The organism is Sphingobacterium sp. B16(2022) (assembly GCF_012030425.1).
In the GTDB taxonomy this organism is placed as follows: Bacteria; Bacteroidota; Bacteroidia; order Sphingobacteriales; family Sphingobacteriaceae; genus Sphingobacterium; species Sphingobacterium anhuiense.
The window spans coordinates 1826564-1849500 of sequence record NZ_JAAUVN010000001.1; the positions used below are offsets into that span (position 1 = coordinate 1826564).

Below are 22937 nucleotides of genomic sequence, written 5' to 3' on the forward strand. Positions count from 1 at the left end.
TATTCTAAACGATATCATTTACTAAGTATACTATATGCTCACAACGGACAAAGAAAAACGGGAATCAGGAGATTTTTATAAAGACGCACTACTCCTCTTACAGGAGTGTGAGTGTCAGTTTATGTTAGGCGGTGCTTTTGCCATGTTCCACTATACCGGCATCTTTAGAGACACCAAAGATTTGGATATCTTCTGCAAGAGCAGTGAATATCCTAAAATTCTGAAACACTTTGCCGAAAAGGGTTATCAAACCGAGCTGACGGATGTAAGATGGCTTGCAAAAGTCTTCCATGGCGATTATTTTATCGATATTATATTCGATACCGTAAACAATATCTGTACAGTAGACGACAGTTGGTACGAACGGGCACCAAGCGGTCATTTTGCAGACGTACCTGTTAAATTTATTCCCGTAGAAGAACTCCTTTGGTGTAAAATTTATGTGCAGAACCGAGAGCGTCACGATAGTGCTGACATCAACCATATTCTGTTGAAATATGGAAAAAATGTAGATTGGGAATTACTGCTGAAACGCTTAGACCCACACTGGCACCTCCTCTTGGCACAATTGCTTATTTTCCAGTTTGTATATCCTTCAGATTATCGCGAGATCATCCCCAAGTGGTTATTTGACGAACTGATGAGAAGAGCTGCAGAGCAATATGACATTCCCTCTCCCGTCGAAAAAGTATGTCGGGGTCCGCTTATCGACCAAACCCAATATGAGGTAGATGTAAAAGAATGGAATTACAAATCATACACGATAACGACAATATAATCTATGGAAGTACGCAAAAAAACGAGAATCGCCGCCATGGCGGATATACATGTTCGTGTTTCAGACAAAGGATTGCTCAGGGGCATATTTGAAGAATTAAATGAAAAAGCCGATGTGTTGGCGATATGCGGTGATCTGACTGATACCGGGGACGAAGAAGAAGCTAAAATATTAGGTGAAGAGTTAAAAGCATTACGCATACCCGTTGTCGGCGTTTTAGGCAATCATGATTACGAAAAAGGCAGACAGAAAATCATCAAACAAATTCTGACTGAACATCATATGACTATTTTAGATGGCGAATCTATTGTCTTAGCAGATGTTGCATTTGCAGGTGTAAAAGGATTTGGAGGTGGATTTGATCAGTATATGCTGTCTATTTTCGGAGAAGATATGATGAAGCAATTTGTGCATGAAGTCGTCAATGAATCTTTGCAGCTTGACCGTGCACTCACACGGCTTGAACAAGAATGTCCCCATCTGCCCAAAGCCGTACTGCTTCACTATGCACCGATAAAAGATACCGTTGTAGGTGAACCCGAGCAACTGTTCCCTTTTCTTGGCTCATCACACCTGGCAGAACCCCTAACCAGAAGACAGGTGTCGATTGCCTTTCATGGTCATGCACATGGCGGCACACTCAGCGGTCATACCACAAGTGAAATCCCAGTATACAATGTCGCTCTTCCGGTATTAAAACGGGAGAAAGAGGGTCAGTCCTATTTAATTGTAGAAGTTTAAAATTTTTCTAATCAAAAAAGGCCTTAGGCAACGACCTTACTGCCCTTCGTCTTTTTAAATTCTGATAAGCTCATCTGATGCCGTTTTTTGAAAAACTTATTCAGATGGCTTTCATCTGAAAAACCAAACTCCGTGACGATCTCATTGACCCGCATATCACTGAACAGCACCCGGTGTTCAATCAGGCGCATTTTATAATTCAAGATGTATTGCTGAATCGTTTCTCCGGACTGATTTTTAAAGTAACTGCCCAGATAGGTTTCTGAAAACCCAAATTTCTTCGCGATCACAGCAACTTTCAATAATGCGGGATCATGGATGTTGCCTTGGATATAATCAATGATCTGAATCACCCTCTTATCCGAATTGGAGGTAATTTGCTCCGCTCGCATCTTGGAGATATTTCGTGCTGCGATGACAATCAACGCATTCACGTAATTCAACGTCAGCTCATCCTGATACAGATCCGGATGGTGGATACCATGAAGCAGTGACTCCACAATCGAATTGACCAAAACAACATCAGGTTTATTCTGTAAAATACATCCGGAAAGAAAGGAAGCACCATATAAAAGGCATTCCATGGAATTATTGCTGTTCCAAGGATAGTTTTTCACATAGCGTTCACTGAACTTCACAAGCAAAAGGTCTGTACTTTCCAAGATTTCGAGGTGATGCTGATCATTTGGTGTCAGGAGAATCAGACTGCCTTTACTGTAAGAAGCCATATTGTTGTTGATGTTCAGAAATCCTTTTCCGGAAATGACATATACAATCTGAAAAAAGGAAAAATGCATATCCCGTAACGGACAACTAGCGCCCTGATGGTATTCCACCTTGACCAATTCATCGATGTTCTCACGTTTCATAGGACAAAAATACCTAATTATCATGAAAATATACTGATTTTTAACAATTTTTCTGTTCAATTTTGCCATACATAAATTTTAACAAATAATGAAAACATCAATTTACGTCTTAGCACTTGGCGCTTTTGGCATTATAACCACAGAATTTGGGATCGTCGGCATCCTACCGACCATCAGTCGGCAATTTGATGTATCGATCGATACGGCAGGTTGGCTGTTGAGTGCCTTTGCGATCACCGTCGCCATTTCCTCCCCTTTTATCACCTCATTTACGACAAAGATAAACCGGAAGCTATTGCTCTGTCAGGTCATGAGTATATTTGTTTTTTCAAATTTAATTTCTGCCTTTTCGACCAACTTCACCATGCTGATGGTCGCCCGTATCTTACCTGCGATCCTGCATCCGCTATTCTGGAATATCGCCATCGCCATTGCATTTAAAGAAAAGGGTGCAAAAGGCGTTTCTACCGTTATGCTGGGGTTAAGCTTAGCGACGGTACTGGGTATCCCCCTCACCACCTATGCCGTAGATCTGTTCCAGAACTGGCAGGCTTCCTTTTTCCTCAGTAGCGCAATCAGTTTAATCGCCTTTATCGGTCTATTGCTCTTTATTCCTTCTATGCCGGCCGATCAGGCGATCTCCACCAAAAATCAGGTCGAAGTGTTGAAAAGCCCACTTCTGTGGCTCAATCTTATTTCGACTATAGCCACTTTAGCGGCCATGTTTGCCAGCTATACCTACCTGACCGCCTATCTAGAAGAGATTACCAAGATGGACGGTGCGCAGATCAGTATGATGCTGCTCCTTTTCGGTGGCATGGGAACATTAGGAAACTGGATGATGGGACTGGCCCTGAACAGAAATGTACTCTTAACCGCCAGACTGTTTTTAATACTCTTAGTCACGGTACAGATCCTCGCTTACTATTTTGGCGGACATTATATTCCGATGGTCATCATCGTATCCCTTTGGGGGATGATCCATACCGGCGGATTTTTGGTGTCCAATATCCGGACCACGCAATCTGTTCCGCATCATGCCTTAGAATTTGTGAACAGCCTACTGACTTCCTCTTTTAATATCGGAATTTCCTTAGGGGCATTTCTAGGCGGAATAATCAGTGTACATTATGGTGTTCATTACGTTTTATGGGTGAGTATCCTATTGCTGTCGGTGACGTTTATCCTAAGTTTTGTAAGGTTCCCTAATAAGATTTCAGAAAACGAAGAAGAAAGTCAATTGGACAGGGCGGCATCAGCCTGTGTACATAGCTAAATGAGACGAAGGTTATGTCATAAACCAAAGAGCGCTTCCATATGGAGGCGCTTTTTGGTTATAATTGATACAATACCCATAAAATTGCTATTTAACGTAATAAAAACATGAACTCCTAAAGGTGCAGTCCAGTTTGGTAGAATGCAAACCAAAAACGCTAGAGAGAATATAATTGTAACGAAAAAAACACGATTATTTATAAAAACTATCAGCTAAAATTTCACTATTTTAGCTGAAACATATTTTTAGTTCAATCCATGACAGAGCCTAATCAATTGCTTTTCTTTTTTAGTGCATTAGGTGCTTTCAACGGTTTGCTACTTTCTCTTTATGTTGCGATCAATACAAAGAAAAAAGTTTTTGCCAACTATTTTTTAGCTTTCTTGTTATTGGTGCTAAGTATCCGGATTATCAAATCCGTCTTTTTCTATTTTAATCCTGAATTATCCAATATTTTTATTCAGATCGGCCTTTCTGCTTGCATTTTGATCGGCCCGTTCCTGTTTTTGTATCTTAAATCTTTTTCCGCCAACAAAAATTCCAGTTGGGTCGTTCATATCCTGCCGTTTATTGTGGGCATTACAATTTTAGGAATTGCCTATCCCTATACCGAACATCGAGGTGTCTGGAGCCACTGGATTGTCCTGGGAATTTACCTGCAATGGCTGGTTTATATGATCTTATCATTTAAATACCTGATACCGATTTTAATGAAAATAAAGGCAAAAGAAAAATTAATGGATTTCGAGGTTTGGTTGCTCAGTATTTATACAGGTGTTGCCATTATTTGGTTTGCTTACAAATTTGGTGCTTACGCCTCTTATATTGTGGGGTCATTGTCCTTTTCTTTTGTTTTCTACTTAATTCTGTTACTTATCATTTTTAGAAATAGCCGGGAAACTACTTTTTTCCAGGAAAAAGAAAAATACAAAAACAAAGAAATTGATACCGAAACATTAGATCTCATGCATCAGAAACTCGCTATCATCGTTGATCAGGAATTGTTCCTGGACCCCAATTTCACCCTTGAGACCGCCGCAAAAGAACTAAAAGTGACAAAGCATCTATTGTCGCAGTATATCAATGAAACCTTGGGAAAATCCTTTTCCAACCTGATCAAAGAATATCGGATTGAAAAAGCAAAACAATTATTGGAAAAAGAAAGCAATTACACCATCGAAAGTTTAGGTTATGACAGTGGCTTTAGCTCGAAGTCAACTTTCTTCACCGCATTTAAAAAAATCACCGGCTCCACTCCTGCTGAATATCAAAAATCACAGTCCAAATAAGTTCTATTTTATAACATCGAACTTCTTATTTATAACCTAAAACCCCTTTCAATAGCCTTTCTCAGATATTTGAACTTATTAATTTTAACAATTTCAAATCATTAAAAAAATGAGAAAAGTACTATTATTTATCGGGCTAATTCTGTTGATGCTACAGGTGAACGCTCAAACTGATGATGCCAATAACGACTGGCATTTGGTTCAGAAAACCCTAAATCTCTACCTAGACGGAATAGGCACGAGCGATTCCATCAAGGTATCTAAATCTTTTCACGATTCCTGGCAATTGAAATATTTTGAGGATGACAAGATAAATATCATCAAAAAACCAAAATATATGGAACGATTTGATATTGCTCCACATGTAAAATCGGCTAAATGGTCAGGACGTATTGTTTTTATTGATATCACCAACACTGTTGCCGTCGCAAAAGTGGAAATCAGCACAGCAAAATTGCTGTTTACCGATTACTTTAATCTCATGAAGACCAGTGACGGCTGGTATATTGTCGATAAAATTTCGACCAGAAGTCCGCACAGAACCTTAGAAACCCCAACTGCTTCAGCAAAATAAAAATCGATCTAACATGACAAAACTATTCATATTGCTACTTGCTATTGTAGGTTTGAATGTAAACATTCACGCGCATATAGATTTGAATGTCAGCATTCAAACACAACATAAAATCTTGTTTGTTACCTCAAATCAGGATTTTTACGGAAACACCAAGATCAGTACGTCCAACCATTTCGGTGAAATTATTCATCCCTACGAGGTATTTATAAAAGCGGGGTTTCAAGTTGATTTCATCAGTCCCAAAGGTGGCGCCATCCCTATTGGTTACCTCAACACTTCCGATAGTCTCCAGAAAAAGTACCTGTATGATGCGTGGTTTATGGATAAATTGGAACATACATTGAAACCAACGGAAATAGTAGCAGATAATTACACCGCCATTTTTTACAGTGGTGGTGGCGCTGCCATGTTCGGAGTAGCGGAAGACCAGACCATTCAGCAGATCGCTAGAGACATTTATAATAAGAATGGCGTTATTTCCACCCTCTGTCACGGAACAGCCGGAATAGCTTACTTGAAGGATCATAACGGCAAATCGCTGTATGCAGGAAAAAGAATCACCGGTTATCCCGACAAATTTGAAGATACCGAGATGGATTATTACAAAGCATTCCCGTTTTCAATAGACCAGGCGATTCAAAAAAATGAGGGCAATTTTGTTTATTCCGACAAGGCTGGAGATGGCTTTTATATAGTCGATGGCAGATTTGTAACAGGTCAAGATCCAAGTTCAGCGACGTTAGTGGCTAATGAAGTGGTGAAAATTTTAAACAAAAATATAAAAAGTACCACTCCTGTTATGCAAACCGATTCAGAGCAAGTAACAGCAACACTTCTGCATTACCTAGAGGGAACAGCAAACGGACAACCAGAAAGGCTTCGCAAAGCCTTTCATCCCAATTTTAATCTATACACCGTAGCAAAAGATTCTTTATGGACACGCTCCGGTCAAGAATACATCTCAAACATAAAAGTTGGAGAAAAAGTAAATAGAATCGGGAAAATTATCTCGATTGACATTGAAAAAGATGCCGCCATTGCCAAAGCTGAAATTGTAATTCCCAATGTGCGCAGGTTTACCGATTATTTCTTACTGCTAAAATATGAGGGTACCTGGAAAATAATTCATAAAAGCTATTCGTGGATAGATCTACACCCTACGGAAAGCAATTAAATCATCTGATCTATTTTCTGGCTCTATTACTTTCAAATGGATCAGCACTTTATCATGACTTTTATGAGAACAGAATGAAATAGCCATCGCAGGTCACTACGCTGCAATATAAAAAAACAGCACTTCCAGACGGAGGTGCTGCTCTTATTAATGATGCATTACGAGTCTTTTTCTACGATGAATTATCCAGCAATCATCACTTAATTTTCGGTTGCAGAGAAGCAGCTCATCATACTTTTGCTATAAACTTTTGTTTGCTAAAATAAGAAACGATTTTCTACGTTTATGATTGTATCTATGAATTAACATCAGCTTGTGAGCCAATAAGGCATCAATTTTGTGTTATACTATTGGTCTGGCTAGAGACTTAATAAAAAAAGGTAATCGACTATTTTTATTATATCTCCGAGATGCCTGTCAAGCATTAATTTTTAATTTTAAAAACTATGAAATATCCGTTAATTATTTGCGCTCTCCTAGCGCTGGCAACTTTAGGATCAAGTTGTACCAGTAATAAAAAATTTGCCGCACTACAAGCAAGTTACACCCAACTACAACAAAGTAATCAAGACCTAAGTAGCCGCTTACAGGCATCTGAAAGTGATTTAAACGGTTCAAAAATCAGAATCAAGAGTCTAGATGAGCAGATTGCTTCCGAAAAAGCAAATGTTGCTGCTTTACAGACGGCGTTAAACAACTGTCTAAATTCCAGCACGCAGGGAAATGCAAATGTTTCGAAACTTGTCGATGAGATTAATTCATCCAACAAATACATTCAGCAGCTTGTCAATAGCAAAAACAAAAGCGATTCACTTAATTTAGTGCTGACCAACAATCTGACACGCTCCCTAAGCAGAGAAGAAATCAGAGATGTTGATATCCAGGTATTAAAAGGAGTCGTCTATATATCCCTTGCTGATAATATGCTGTACAAATCTGGAAGCTATGAGATCTCAGACAAAGCAGGTGAAACATTAGCGAAGATTGCTAAGATTATCACCGATTACAACAGTTACGATGTATTGATTGAAGGTAACACCGATAATGTGCCTATCAGCATGCCTAATATCCGCAACAACTGGGATTTAAGTACGTTAAGAGCTTCATCCGTGGTGATGGCTTTGCAGAACAATTATGGAGTAGATCCAAAACGTTTAACCGCAGCGGGACGTGGCGAGTATAATACCATCGCACCTAACGATAACGAAGCTGGAAAAGCAAGAAACAGAAGAACACAGATCATCATTACCCCTAAGTTAGATCAGTTTATGGAACTTATCGGTAAAGCCCCAGAAACAAGCCTGGACTAAATAATTGATGGTTTACGGCTGCAACATTTGTTATTCGAATGGCAGCGAAATCCAACAAGAAAAAGCTAATCGAAAGATTAGCTTTTTCTTGTTTAAAGACCTTGATTACCAATTACTGATCCTATTCGATTTATCAATAATTTGTTTTTAAGAGCTTATTAAGATGGGTATCCTGTCGTGAGCTTGCTGCAATTAAAAAGCTTTAATGCATATACATTTCATGACAATTTCCATCCAGTATGATGAATTCCAGCTTCTTATATTTAGGTAAAAGCGCTTAGACAAAAGGCTGTTTTCAGCTTCTCAGCATTTAACTATAATATTCAATTTAGTGGTATAATAAACTTAACATTAAAACACTAAATCATGGGACTACAAACTATTGACTCTCAAAAGGGCACCATCAATTTAACCGGATCGATCTTCGATGGTGGAACGGTAAAAATCAATTTCAATTCTTTACCAGGGGCTCACCCTAAAACAATGGGTTACTTTGCTGCCATCTGGCAAGGATCTCAAATCCAAGCGTTAGATCAAGCATTAGATACGCACGAAATTGAAACAGACAATCAAGCAGGCACAACAAATTTCGACAGTTTAACACTGCAACGGCAAGATTACATCATCGGCTTTGGCGTAAATCATGACGTCGGTACTACAATTTGTGCAACCTTATATGTACCTCAAAATTCGAAACCTTTTGATCCATTAACACCAACTTTAAGCAGTGTTTCGGTACCAGAGGAAGGAATAGGAACAAATTCATTGATTGCGAGCTACATCACACCTCTGTATAACTCACCTAAAACAAATGGGAACTGGATCGCTTTATTTCAAGGTCCTTTTACCGCAAATTGCTTTACTGGCGCTAATGTAATTGCGAGTGCTAATGCTACCTCTGATAATAGCTCGGGTTCGATATCTATGAATAAGATCCCAAATGGACTTGAACGCTATCAAACCTACACAGTTGTTTATGGGATGAGCTCAAAAGGTGGCTCACCGAACTACAGCGACATCATTAGCTACTATTCTTTCGAAGCATAACGCATGATCAAAGGCCCAAGTATACCTATTTGGGCCAACTTTTAAAAAGAATCATGAAGATTAAAAAGGGCTTATGTTTTACGTTTCTATTTCTGCAATTCATTACCCTTCAGGTTCTAACTGCAAATGGGCAAAGTACATCAATTCTTGTTCAACAAGATTCTTCGATACAAAGTCAAACTTCGATCAATGGGCATATGGTTACTGGCAAAATTATCACGATAAAATACAATACGATGTCAGGAAACAATCCGCTTAAAAATCAAAACTGGGTCGGTATATGGCAAGGAAGTCAAATTTTATACGACTCGCCGCCTTTGCATAAAGCCTATATTTTAGGGACGACCAGTAGTGGTGATTTTGCTTTCGACTCCTTATCCATACAGAAAAATGAATATATCATTGGTCTTGGAAATGGAAGTAATACCAGCACAGTTTCAGCAACACTTTATTTTAAAGCAGCTGCTGAATTTTTCGAACCCGGACTTTCCTTTTCTACAACATTGGAGGTTTTAGAAAGAGGAGATAATTACTTAGTTGTCAAATTCAATACGCCTTTAGGAAATATTCCTGTTAAAAATAAAAACTGGATCGGAGTATGGAATGGTGAGACTTTTTTAAGTGATTGCAATAACCTGATTAAAAAGCAAACTGTCAATTCCACTGTGAGCGAAGATGTTATTGCGATAAACAACCTCGATTTAATCCGGGGAACATTGTACACCATTACTTATGGTACAGGACCTGCTTGGACAGATATTGTTGCCTCTTACACTTTTATAAATCACTAAAATAAAGACCCGATGAGCATTATATTTAAAGCTACTCAAATTCCAGGATTGTACAGTTATGTTACTGCTACAGAATGGCGGGCTTGTTTTTTACCCAAATTAAGTACAGCTCCATCAGTTACACTAGCCGACAGCTTTAATCAACATGCCAGTATTTATATTTTTGCCTTAGAAGCACCAGACTTAAATAACCAATTCATTCAAAAATTATATACCCTTTTAAAAACCAATTACCCTTTCTATCAACAACAAAGCGATCATTGTTTTGTGTGGCTTAACCAGGGAGGAAACCCGGATGTCATAGCACAGTACCAGTTTGCACAAGCCCTTATATTTGACAATTCTTACAGCATAAAGAAAAATCCGGTTACGGCATCGCAACAATTATGGTTTAATAACAGCAACTATTTTGCTGTTGCTCCTTACAGTCAGGTAAGCCTGAATAAATCTCTCGATGGCTTTATTATCCAAAGGATTCCTATATCCGTTCCATATGATTATGGTTTATACCTAACCAATGTTTTGAGTACTATGGCACCTATACCCTTGGGTAGTATAGCACGAAAAAATGCGAACCCCTCTTCAGAAATACCTTTAACTATTTTATTGAACAGTGCTGGCAGTTCAATTCAGTATGCTATTTCCTTTCCCTTGAAATTTGATAAACCACAATATTATCAAATTGAACAAGATTTATATCCTTATAACGGTAAAAATTTATATACCATTATGCCCACTGGTTTAAAGTATTATTTTGGCCCAAAGAACTGTATGACCGAAATGACCTATTTGCTTTTCAACAATACAAATCTGCTCAATTTCACTGCCAGATTTCATCCCGGCGCTATCTTCAGTCCAGATTATACAAGTTTTAGATTAGAACCTTCTTCACCCCTATACACAAATATCCCGACAACCTATGGTAAACTCTTAAACGTCGAAAGCACTGCAAATTCTCTTCTTGTCTTTAGCAAATCGCCCGATGATACCCATACCGGTAAATCAAGATACTACTGGACCATTGCAGGAGACTTTATATTAATGGATGCAGACACAATGGAGCAGACCATGATTCAAAACAGGCTACTTTGCGGAATTTCGGGAACTGAAACCATCAGTTTCACTGGGGAAAATAAAATTTATAAAGGTGACATCATTAATTTTAAAAACAATCAGCCAGCATATGCTCCGGTTTTCCCTATTCTTAATGACCAAAATGTAAAAAACGAATCACCGCTTTTAAGCAATGAATTTACCACAGCCTGGTTTTCGTTTAAAAAATCGGAACAAAATAACGCTACTCCTATTTTCTATCATTCACAGCCAGAAGGCGCCGCACTATTTAATCCTGGTGAAACACCGGGTATTTTAGGATATGCAGAAGTCCCATCCTCAAAACTGAACGAACATCAAAACGCATATTTTCCACTAGCTAGTTCTGCAGTCAGTAAACCCTACTTAGGGATGCGTAAAAAAGGTGACTCAGGTTACTACGATCAAGAAACTATCCGTCAATTTGAAATACAGATCTTAAATCCAGCGCGTAAACAAGCCATCGCTATTGCCAACCAGACTGTTAAACACCTTCAGAAAAAACGTATACAAGCAACAAGCACCAATAATGTAAATTTAAGTACTACTCCACAAGGATTATTGGTTAACTTAACTGACGATCAATCTGCTTGGCAGAGTTTAACATTGGCCAATCCAACGGTTTCCACGGATGAAAATGAAATTCTGCAGCCTTTAATGTTTAAAAACATGGATACAGAAGGCAGCAAAACGGGTTTACAGGAAGCCTTTCAAACCAATGAGCAATTTTTAGTGATCAGTAACCCCGTTCCTGGTCATATCGATTTCTACAACAGCTATTTTCAAAATAAAATTGATATCGCAGCATGGCCGTTTATACTGGATATTACAGGTCAAAATAAATGGACAGATAAAAACGGATTTAACAACATCGTTATTTTTAAATTTTGTAATTATTCCATTGAAGAACGAATTAAAAATCAAAAATTGTGGACAGATCCGTTAAACTTCAATAACCAAGAGAAAATACCTGCACTTACCAAATGGATATTAGATTATATTAATACAGCAAAACAGGCAGTAGTCAACGATAAAGAAAATAGTCCATTTTACAACTTTGTAAATATAGTCACCGATCCAAACTGGACTGGCATTATCTGTCTCCAGGTTACGATCGATTTAACCAGTTTGCCAAAAGAAATCAAGGCCATCATGGCAGGTATTGATACCTCTAGATTTACAGCTCATCACTTCGGTATAGAAGCTAATCACATTGGTTTAACTGCAGACAACAAACTGGACGCAAACTTTAAAAGTTCGATGTTTGGCCTCATTAGTTACGTCAATGAAACTTCCGAATCACGTAATAAACTAAAAATACACCCTCCAGTTAACTTACCGATTACACCCGGAGACTTCGACTTTAAAGTACTTGAATTGCAAGTTATTTTTGACAAGTCGGTCATTAAAGACTTTAAGTCTAAAATTCAGCTTACGCTAAATACACTCTTTAACGAACCTGTCATTTCTGAATCTAATCCAAACAAGGATGCCATCAATCAATATAGCATTGTTATGAAGGGCCTTTACGATAAAAGAAATGGAAACACGGGTTATTCATTTTCCATAACCGATACCAATACGCTTACTTTAAGCAGTGTAGCCATCACCCATGTAACTGTACTTGCTGTACAGTTGGCAACTGTAGATGAAACAGACACTGCAGATGTTACCTCCAGATTTTACATCAGCGGAAATTTAGCTTTCCAGCAGCTCGACAATTTTGATATGCTTTCCTATACTTCATTACCATGCAGCAATTTAATCTTGGATATGAAGTTTAATCTCAATGTGCTGGGATCAGACCATACCCCGACAAAGACATTTAGTTTTCAACCTGCAGGTATAGTTTTCGGTAAAAACGATGTGAAGACACGTCCAGATAGCCTTGTACCCCATTTTCCTCTTGATTTAACTAATCTACTGTACAATAGCCCTGCCACTGCTGCAAAAGATACACCGGCAGTAACACCAGCTTCCTTATCTTATATTCCTGTAGACGCTCCGCTGTCCACCTTACCCCTGTCCAGCACCTGGTATGCACTTAGATTTAATGTCAATTTAGGATCCATGGGTGCATTGACAGCTAAAATTGGCTTTAATGCCGAAATTTTACTCGCCTGGAGCCCTGGTCTAGCAGGTAACTGCGCACAGGTTTTCATAAAAATGCCCTTCAGTGGTAGCAAGGCTGACAAAGGCTTTAGCTTACAAGGTATTTTAAAGTTTGCTGTTGGTTCAATCATGTTTATCAACACAGCAGCTACAGATGGTCAAAAAACACAATACGCCATGGTATTTACACAAATCGGGCTTTCACTAATGGGTTTAAAACTACCCAGATCAGGAAATACAATTTTCTATCTGTTTGGTAATCCCGATGGAAGTACGGATGATTCAAACAAAGGCAATTTGGGCTGGTATGGCGCTTATCAAGCGGAGAAATCAAAAACTTAATTAACATAAATTAATAACCTTTAAAACTAAAAAAAATGGCTTCTAAAAATTTAACCACAACCGGGACATCAACTTACGCAACCACGTATGGAGGTGCAGTCTATTTAACCTTTGGCGATTCGCAGATTATGCTGACAGCAGCAAATCTTAAAATACCTAGATTTTCCTATGTCTCCGAATCTTTTTATACGGCTGTTAGCTTAGGGCAGATCAAAGATGCGCTGATGCAGATCTTAAATAAATTTAGTGACGAAACAGGCATTTCAGTCGACACAGTTACTACGCAGATTGACAGCTTAAGCAATTTACCTGTATTAAAACAAATCTTAAAGTCAGAACTGGTGATTACAGAGTTTGTGATCCAGCCACCATCATCCGATACGGCAAAAGACGGTCGATACAGTTTTGGTATGGGTTTAAAATTGACCGAGGGCAATACACTTGGGCCCATCACACTCGATGGGGTTTCCTTCAATATTGCATTAACTCAAACCGCTTAAACATGTCTGAAATCTGCACCACCATAACTTTAGAGGGACGCGTCATTCCGTTAGTAGCTAAAACAGACGAAAAACTGATTTGCTATTATACCGTGCCTTCCCTCTCTGCCGATCCTGTTATTTTTTCGGCGGCGGACAAAGCCATTACCAGCGTTGCCGAACAGTTAGGTGAAGCAGGGACATTTATTAATGCGCAGGAATCGTTAAACAGTATTACCAAAACAATTGAAGAGATCATTCCTGGGCTCACTGTACTAAAGGCATCTAACCAGATTGCCTTTATGCAGATTATCGAGATCCACCCTATCGACCAAATTTCTTTCCTAATTGCAGTGAAAATAAATAAAGGGGCATCACTTTTAGGAAACATAACTATTGATGGGGTTGGATTTCAAATTAAAGTCACCAGAACAGGCTAATACCATGGCCATACAATAAAACTTATGTCGTATCAAACTGCATATGGCGCCAGCATGTATCTAACATTTGCAGGCAAGCCACTTGTCCTTACCGGAACACTTTCTGATAATGAAACAAATTTCGAAGTGGACATGCCAACATTTACACTAGGCGAACTTATCAATGGTATTATCCATATGGTAAAGCCCAGCTATACCTTAAATTTTGATGCGCCATGGAGTTATATATTGAATGCCGAAATTAAAAACTTTAAACTAAAGCTAAAAGTCCCTTCTAAATCATCTGGCAAACCAATTGAATTTGGAATACAATACGATACAGCTATAAAAATACCAGGATTTGAGATCACCTCACTCAGCATCATGGCCCGCTCTATTCGTGATGTAAATTTTAACATGACAGGTAGTTTGGATTTTTTAGGGATAAAATATAAACTTGATGAATTATTTGGTCAGGATGGTATTAATTTACTCGATCCACAGGGCATGCCGCAGCCAGCTCCTAAACCAAGTATCTTTAAACTCAACTTTTTAGGTGCCGGTCAGCACTTAGAACTTGCAGATGCAGCTAAGTACAATCACGTCAATGAGGTTGTCGACCGTCTGCAAGAATTAATGAAGGAACCACCCCCAGGAACCGTTGTACCACCTTTTACGCAGGCTCTACATTTCAACAACAACAGTCAATGGTTATTTGCTATTGACGCTGTTATTATGAATACGGTTGCCTTTAAAATTGTATTTAATGACCCCGTACTCTATGGACTTTACCTCAGTCTTTCGGGCGAAAAAGCAAAAGTATTTGCCGGACTTGAATTTGAAATTTTATACAAGAAAATAACGGACGATATCGGGGTCTTTCAAATAGAATTGAAACTACCCGATAGTATCCGAAATTTAGAATTTGGAGCCGTATCCATCACACTTCCTGTCATTGGTATATGGATATATACCAACGGGAACTTCAAAATTGATCTGGGTTTCCCCTATAATAATGATTTTTCCCGTTCGTTCACCGTTCAAGCATTTCCATTCACAGGAGCTGGCGGCTTTTATTTTGCCGTATTAAACGGATCAACCTCATTAACGGTACCTAAAACAGATTTGGGTACTTTTAATCCTGTCCTTGAATTTGGTATCGGTTTAAATCTGGGTTTGGGTAAAACCTTCAACAAAGGTATTCTTTCCGCAGGCTTAACCCTTGTTTTTTATGGTATTGTAGAAGGTACACTCGGTTGGTTCAAACCTTATTCTCCCGACACTGTCCGTTCCTCAGATACCGATCTGTACTATAAACTGAAAGGGACATTTGGTATTGTGGGCCATATATTTGGTTCCGTAAACTTTGCTATTATATCAGCGACACTTGATATTATTGTATATGCGCAAGCCACCGTGACCATAGAAGCTGCAGAACCTATTTTACTTGCTTTTGAGGCTGGAGTCTCCATTCAGCTAACCGTAAAAATAAACCTAGGCTTTTTCTCCATCAAGATACACTTATCCTTTAGTGCCACTATCAGAGAGCAATTTACCATTGGTTCATCTGGTCCAGCGCAATGGAAACCAATCTCAGCCCAAGGTTCTTTATACCGCTTGAACCATCATGAAACAACTACTGTTCCTTTGAACTGGAACAGTTTGGTGACGATAGATACTCCACAACAATTAGATCTATACTTCATTCCTTTCTTTAGTGCATCAAAACCAGAGCAGGTACAAACAACAGTTGGTATTGCATCTCTTTTTGCAGAAAATGATAATCATACACCAATAACAAATTATGTCATTGATGAAAATTCGCTTCATGCCGACAGTACATTAAAACCATTTGACAAACTGTGCATCGGCCTCTTGTCATGGGCTCTTCATGTAGCATTAGCGCAACAACATGACACCTCTTTTTCTGATTTATTGAGCGACAAAATTTCTGCCCTGCAAATCGATCAGATCATAAACAACCTAAATCAACCATTACCTGAGTCCGGTAATACTGATTCATTCAACTATAAACAGCTTATTAATTTTATAAAAGAACTGTATGTGCTTAATCTAATTAAAGCACAGGCAGATCAGGAGCAAACACTTCCGTTAACGGTTTTTCCAATGATTCCAGAATTGTTGATGACAGATTCAGCACATAATGATGTCGTCAATTTTAACACCTTCAATACGGTCAATGAGCTGTACCTGAATGAAGTGTTAAAATTGGTATCGCAATTTACCGATAGCGACCCTGAAAACAGGATAGCTGTTCAAAGCGAAAAGACCGAATCTATGGCTACGCTCATGTTTACAGATTATTTCCAGCTATTGATCAAATCACTTCTTCAATCGGCACAGGAAAATTTAGAAGTTTACAACTACATCTTACCGAGCGACGCAGAAAATACACTTTACGCCATTGCCAATGAATTTAACGTGAGTGCCCTGTCTATTGTTTTAGCCAATAAAGCAATACCGGGAATTTTAGTACCTGGTAAAAACATCCTAATCCCTGGTATTGCATACACATTAGCCGCAGCAGAAACCTTTTCTAGCTTACAGAAGTTATATCCATATACCCACACAGGTACAGACTGGAATACGGAATTCATTACCAACAACCTGAAAACCATGATGTTTCAGACAGGCGCTGGTATGGAGATCAATGGACATGACTACATTATTTTACCGAACGACACGTTCGATTCCATTAAAAAAAGCCATAAATTAACAATAAGTGAGCTGGCCGATGTAATGGAAAATAATAAAACAAAGCTCATACTGGAGACCTTTAGCCTTGTAACGCTGCCACACTTCACCGTTACGATCGACAAAGACAGTACATTCTTGTCATTTGCAACAACTTACAGCTTGGAGCTGGATGTAATTGCAGAAGCAAATCTTGAAGCAAATATTTTGCAAAATGGTGTAAGCTTCTTTATTACCAATGTACAATCCCTAAGCCTTCAAACTATTCTAAATGCTGTTTATCAAAGCAATGGATTCTCAAAAGCAGGTGGAAGCGCAAGCAGATTTGCCTTACATGGCCTCCGGTTACCGGAAGTCATTGATGGCAATCCAGGTTCCGCATTACATGGATTATATGAGCTGACTGGACAACAATTCACGATGCCCGTGATCGACGATCCTACTCAATTTAACTATAGCCTTACACTTAGTAAACCCACAGATCCGGAAATAGCCATCAACTGGTTAATTTTCAACGGACAGAACACCGATGTAAACAGCATTGAATATGCATTAATGCAGGAAGAAATAGATAGAATATACGCTTTCCAAACAATTGGAATAACCCCAAAAATTACGAAGGGACCATCCCCGATACAATTGTATCAAGATCAAAGTCGCGTATTTGCATTCTCTAACCCGATTGCCTGGAGTGCCTTTGGCCGCACTCCGATCCCATCAATTTGGAATTTTCCATCATCCCTAGCCGGAATTGGAAGCAGCGATCCTATTGTTGATTTAAAACTTGCGATGCAAACTAGACCAGATGCTGCACGTCAAGTTAATGCCTTACCACAAGACAGCTATTTCTATGGTACAATGGTTCCCATAACCATAAAAAAAATAAGCGAACAGGCTAAAGAAAAAATAAACGAACGCACCTTTGAAGTATTTGGAACCGATGCTAGTGGTATTGAAACCTTAACAACGTTACTCAGAGCTGATCATATCGATACCCTACTGGATTCTGTAAGCATTTTATATTCCTCAAACCCCGATAATGACGAAGCTCGAGCATTACGTTCTGATGATTTTAGCAAACTCTTATTGTTGCTCATCAACACGAATCTTTCTACCGAAACCAATCCCGATACCTTAAGATTTGCGGCAAGGTCAGAAAACAATAAAATAAGTAATACGACAGCAATGGATTTTATATCCCGCTTATGGAAATCCTCTTTGGTACGTACTGGTGGATACTATCTGTATTATGATTTAGATGGGGATACATTGCCCGAATCACTCTTTGATAAGAACGGAAATGGGGAAATTTACCTTTTGATTCAGTATAAAAACTTACCAAAAAATCAAGTTACTGCTTATATGAATATGGCAGGGCTCTATCAAACTATTGACACTTCGCAATCGCTTCTTTTTGGTGAGTGGCAGGCTGATCTAAAAACTGCAACACCAGCAGAGTTAAATCAGATGCTTATTAGAAACCAGATTATCAGAAACGCTGTAATTAAACCTGGAAATGTAGGCTTTGAACTGGACAGAGAAAATCCAGATGATTTATTTCATGCTGAAAAAGTCAATTCAGATAACTATGCGTACGACCTGCAGATCCAATATAACTTATTAAATTACGCCATTAATGGTGATGGTAAACACTTTAACAGCTTACAATCTGTCACACCAGTTAGTCCGACTAAAGACCCCAATACAAGCAATAACGATTGGCATTATAGCAAAGCAATGCCTGTGCGTAAATTTTACAACGGAAAAGCTGCATCGGCCTACACCGGACTGGGTGAATCGGTAACGATAGATTTTAATTGGCAGGATAATTATGGAAACATCTTTAGTACACCATTGAACCAGGTAAGTTATAAAATTTTATACTTCGATCAGTTAATACCTTTTTCAACATGGCCATCGTTAACTACTGATTATTATTTCTTTAAAGCCGTAGCCAAAGATTCTGATGCCAATTTTAAATTAACATTCCATTTTACACCTGGCGCTAAGTATAGCTTTAATCCAACAGATCCTGACGTTCAAAATCTTAAGGCAGCCGTAGTTGCGCAGGCAAAAGAAAGTTTAAAAATTTACGCAGGCATCCTCGACCAGGTCATGCAGAACGATGTGAGCATTCATCTTAAAATATCGACAAATCCAGATGAGCTATATCCGCTCGCTCCAGCGCAGCAAGCGTTAAAGGACGGCGTGATTACCTTTATCCATACCACGACCGACTGGATCCAAACGTTTATTGCCGACCCAGATCTGTATAATCAATATCAGGCACCTGGAAATCTTAACCCAAAGATTTACAATTATGATTATGAATTTAATAGCTACATCAACCCTGTAAACCAGCAAGATATATTTGCATTATCTGTAAACCTGTTCATTTCAAGATCAACGAATTTAATCGACCCTCAATTTATTTACGATAACAACGGCATAGCAGTATATGCGCCAGGCGTACAACAGGTGATCAATGCCATTAAACCTAAAGCATCTGATTTCCTTTCACCTAAAGGCACGAATACAGATAATAAATCATTAGCACTTCGAGATTTTGCCTTAAACTTTGAACAGGCCTTCAGCAACCAGCAGTTTAAACTGGCAGCAACCTATGTCGGAGAGAAAAACAACACGTTAACCAATACACATAACGAAGAATTGTGGGTGGTTAGAATAAAAAATACCAACGATAAAACAACTGGTATCGCTTGTTCGGTTAATTACCATGAAGCAAACTATTATGCACCGCAACCACTGGCAAATTTCCTTTTCAGCTTACAGGATATAGAAATACATGATTTTGATTTCTATACCGGAAGTCAGACCGGAAGCAGCAATCGCAATTTTAGTGGGATCGATTCGGAAGTGTGGGCACAAAATTTTTTACAGAGCATCGAAACCATATTAGGCTCCGATCTGAGTTTACCGATTACGATGATAGACCATTTAAACGGAAGTTCTGACGACCAAGGGATTTTAGCAAAAATATTAAATGCTAAAAAGATTGTTGCTGATGCTATTGGCCTGCAGACTATCCCGATCCTTTTAAATCCAGATCAGCAAGAAAGTGGCTTAGCATTGGCATCTGAAAAAATAAAACAGCAACTGCTCATCAACCTGTACAATGGGTATATGATCAATACCGTGGTGCAGTATCGAGTAGATATGGATACACCATACCCAAATCAGACACAACAAATAGCGCCAAATTATTATGGTAAACCATTTGTTAATAATCAGGTGGCAGACGATGCAAAGAACTATTCATTCTCTACAGCGAAAATTCCACTTAAAAACTTTGCGGCAGCTCAAGAATCTTCAGCGTCTTACCTAACCTATACTTTTGAAGCTAAAACTCCTTCGCTATCATCGCATATTTCGGTTCCTGTTCAGTACAACATCACGCATGCAGAATTCAATATTCAAAAATTAAAAGAAGGAGCAACCAATTTACCTGACGATTTAGAAAACTACGAATTATCGGAATGGTTAAATTTCATCATTCCTTTCGATGCTGCTTTCAGCACCATGGCTAATACTGACATTCCTGTTCCACTGAGGCAATACCCGGCATTACCAGTTTTTGGAAGCCAGATTATTAATCCTAAAATAGCAGACACTGACCAAGATAAAATTACGATAGAAGATGCCAAATTCAGCAATTTCTCATTCGACTATACATTAGATCAATTTATTGCACAAGACTGTTATAACTTTGAAGTTTACTTTAATGCTGATCCTGAAAAAATAGCAAATTTACAAGATTCTAAAAACCTAAGTGCCAAACAAAAAGCGTTGTTCGCTCAATTGGCCCAGTTCGAAACCGTTTCAAATGATTTTACAGATTATTTTAAAACAAATCTGCCCAATGTAAATAAAGATACGAGCAGCGATGAACTAAAAACATTGACCCAGATGCTCAGCTCCTACAGCGATTTAGTTAACGATGTCGGAGATGCTTGGCTCAGCCTGTACACAAAAGATTTGAAAGCCAATTATGCAGCCATCTTGGAGGTTATCAAAGCCGTATTTCAGGTTACAGAATCATCTTCAGATAGTGATCCGACTACAGGTTTATTCCAGGTTGCTATAAGCAATTGGTCTGTCGTATCGGCCGATAAAGCAATTTCATATGTCTATTTTCCTGAAGTTAGCCTGCCTGAGTGGACAGCAGAATGGTATTACAGCACTCAACTCAATGGCAATGATCCTTTACCTATACCACAGGGTCAAGATCCCGCTCAGTATGAACTGGTTATTTTGAGATATTACAAAATTATTAAGGGTAAAAAGGAATACTTAAGCTTTACAGAAGGTGTTACGATAAGGTCACGAAGCATCACCTTTAAAGATCTAAGTGTATTGTTGATTCAAAATGCATGGGCCGGCTTATGGATTGAAAGAAACGCAACACTAGGCCAGTACCCTACTGCGCCCGAGTTTATTTACGCTACACCGTTAAACAGGTTTAACAATCCAATTATGCCATCGTTGAATCTGAACAATACCTTTAAACTGCAGCCACCTGCTCCTGATCAAAAACAGTTAAAGCACTATCTCTGCCATCTGTTAAGTAAGTTACTGCTTGCTCCGGACCAAAGCAGCGCAGCAGCCAGTTTAAAAATACTCGTACAATATAAATTTACAACAAGCGGAAAGCTTGGTGAAATGCCTTATATCAATTTACCAATTCTTTTGGTACCGCCGACATTATTTACCAAAGCAGATGTTGATGGTAATGGCGAAGCTGTACAGGCATTAAATGAAACCATATTGCAGTGGTTCGTAGACACAAAACCTTTACTGAACTGTGGCGTCATTACCTTTTCAGCATTCTTCTACTCCAACCTCACAGGAACAACAAACAGTTTACCGTTGCTGGTTTTAAATAATCTGGAAATTGATGTCAATAACATTTCCGATATCAAGCAATAATAAGCAAGGTAAGTTAATAAAAAGCCCTTTCTCAAAGTTTATGACTTGAAGAAAGGGCTTTTCTGTTTTTACAGCATCTTTTTACACGTTAGAGCGTATGTTGAAAAAGTTACGCGTTTCCTTTAATACATAATCAACCGAGGTATGTCTGGCGAAATAATCAAAATATTTATAAATATCATTGTGATTGGCACCATAAAATAAAATAATACGGTTAATATCTTGTTGATTTCCAGAACCTACACATACAGCTAAGTAGCCCGCCACAACCATACTTCTTTGGGTTTTTGACAATTGCATACCAAAATCAATCATATTACCGTTTGAATTCACCGTTGTTAGATTTGATTCGCGTACTAGTGGAATATCATCAGGCGCGTTGTACTTTAAGGCCCTTTCAAAAACGACAAGAGTTGGACTTAACGTTGGCGGCGTTGCATTCATCGCAGCCAGGTAGTTTTCTGCCCTTTGCCGATCCGGTTCATCAACGTGCGATTCGCCAAGTAAAACAATTGATGTTGATGTAGCCTGTTGAGCCGCAAAAAGACTTTGTACTTTTGCCGGAGTCGTCCGGGCTGGGTTGTCTGTCACTGTAGCAGGAAGGTCGGCGCCAGTTGGTTTATTCGTCGCCGCATCAACGAGTTCATTTACTGTTTCAAAAACAGCCCTAGTTACCTGCTTATCTGTTCCTGCCTCACCAGGATTAACGACATTGTTGTTAAATAGCGCCTTTGCATAGGTGCCTTGTACGATTAATTTCATAGTTTGAATAAGTAAAATGGTTTATAAAAATTTAATGAAATCAAATTTACTTACCTGTAGTCAAAGCCACTTGTGGGTTTTCACTGTTTTTAAAAAGCTATAAACAGGGTTTAAATCACCCGTAAAAACTTTTAAATTTTAAAAAAAGCCTTTTAATTAATTATTTTCAACAATAAAATTAAATAATTATAATTTGATTAACTAAAAATTTATTTTG

The 22937-nt window shown here is 38.6% G+C and carries 15 protein-coding genes; 13 read left to right on the plus strand and 2 right to left on the minus strand.

Going from position 1 to position 22937, the window contains the following annotated elements:
- Positions 1–34: 34 nt before the first annotated feature.
- Complete coding sequence (locus tag HCX49_RS08080; RefSeq protein ID WP_132845302.1) at positions 35–778, plus strand: nucleotidyltransferase; 744 nt, start codon at positions 35–37, stop codon at positions 776–778.
- 36 nt (positions 779–814) lie between these two features.
- Complete coding sequence (locus HCX49_RS08085; protein ID WP_262887337.1) at positions 815–1519, plus strand: metallophosphoesterase; 705 nt, start codon at positions 815–817, stop codon at positions 1517–1519.
- Positions 1520–1542: 23 nt separating this feature from the next.
- On the opposite strand, the gene HCX49_RS08090 is transcribed toward HCX49_RS08085, so the two are convergent.
- Positions 1543–2388 (minus strand): AraC family transcriptional regulator, encoded by an 846-nt coding sequence (locus HCX49_RS08090; protein WP_168126730.1) that lies wholly within the window; start codon positions 2386–2388, stop codon positions 1543–1545.
- An 88-nt stretch (positions 2389–2476) separates the two neighbouring features.
- On the opposite strand from HCX49_RS08090, the gene HCX49_RS08095 reads away from it, so the two are divergent.
- The 11 genes from HCX49_RS08095 to HCX49_RS08145 all read left to right on the plus strand — a co-directional run bounded on the left by HCX49_RS08095 (position 2477) and on the right by HCX49_RS08145 (position 21958).
- Positions 2477–3664 carry an MFS transporter gene (locus HCX49_RS08095; protein ID WP_168126731.1) on the plus strand — a complete coding sequence of 396 codons (1188 nt, stop codon included), beginning with the start codon at positions 2477–2479 and terminating at the stop codon, positions 3662–3664.
- Positions 3665–3921: 257 nt separating this feature from the next.
- The gene (locus HCX49_RS08100; protein ID WP_168126732.1) at positions 3922–4953 is read left to right on the plus strand and encodes a helix-turn-helix domain-containing protein; all 1032 of its coding nucleotides are present in this window, start codon (positions 3922–3924) and stop codon (positions 4951–4953) included.
- Between the two features lie 109 nt (positions 4954–5062).
- Positions 5063–5527 (plus strand): nuclear transport factor 2 family protein, encoded by a 465-nt coding sequence (locus HCX49_RS08105; protein WP_168126733.1) that lies wholly within the window; start codon positions 5063–5065, stop codon positions 5525–5527.
- Positions 5528–5540: 13 nt separating this feature from the next.
- Positions 5541–6704 (plus strand): nuclear transport factor 2 family protein, encoded by a 1164-nt coding sequence (locus HCX49_RS08110; protein WP_168126734.1) that lies wholly within the window; start codon positions 5541–5543, stop codon positions 6702–6704.
- Between the two features lie 446 nt (positions 6705–7150).
- Positions 7151–8014, plus strand: a complete 864-nt coding sequence (locus HCX49_RS08115) for a flagellar motor protein MotB (protein WP_132768623.1) — start codon at positions 7151–7153, stop codon at positions 8012–8014.
- Positions 8015–8380: 366 nt separating this feature from the next.
- Positions 8381–9061: a hypothetical protein gene (locus HCX49_RS08120; RefSeq protein ID WP_168126735.1), complete on the plus strand. Its 681-nt coding sequence runs from the start codon at positions 8381–8383 to the stop codon at positions 9059–9061.
- A 53-nt stretch (positions 9062–9114) separates the two neighbouring features.
- A complete protein-coding gene (locus HCX49_RS08125; RefSeq protein WP_168126736.1) occupies positions 9115–9852 on the plus strand; it encodes a hypothetical protein in 738 nt (245 codons plus the stop codon).
- 12 nt (positions 9853–9864) lie between these two features.
- Positions 9865–13398: a hypothetical protein gene (locus HCX49_RS08130; protein WP_168126737.1), complete on the plus strand. Its 3534-nt coding sequence runs from the start codon at positions 9865–9867 to the stop codon at positions 13396–13398.
- 35 nt (positions 13399–13433) lie between these two features.
- The gene (locus HCX49_RS08135; protein ID WP_168126738.1) at positions 13434–13898 is read left to right on the plus strand and encodes a hypothetical protein; all 465 of its coding nucleotides are present in this window, start codon (positions 13434–13436) and stop codon (positions 13896–13898) included.
- 2 nt (positions 13899–13900) lie between these two features.
- Positions 13901–14317, plus strand: a complete 417-nt coding sequence (locus HCX49_RS08140; RefSeq protein ID WP_168126739.1) for a hypothetical protein — start codon at positions 13901–13903, stop codon at positions 14315–14317.
- A 24-nt stretch (positions 14318–14341) separates the two neighbouring features.
- Positions 14342–21958, plus strand: a complete 7617-nt coding sequence (locus HCX49_RS08145; protein ID WP_168126740.1) for a LysM peptidoglycan-binding domain-containing protein — start codon at positions 14342–14344, stop codon at positions 21956–21958.
- A gap of 81 nt (positions 21959–22039) precedes the next feature.
- On the opposite strand, the gene HCX49_RS08150 is transcribed toward HCX49_RS08145, so the two are convergent.
- The gene (locus HCX49_RS08150; RefSeq protein WP_168126741.1) at positions 22040–22720 is read right to left on the minus strand and encodes a hypothetical protein; all 681 of its coding nucleotides are present in this window, start codon (positions 22718–22720) and stop codon (positions 22040–22042) included.
- Positions 22721–22937: the final 217 nt, after the last annotated feature.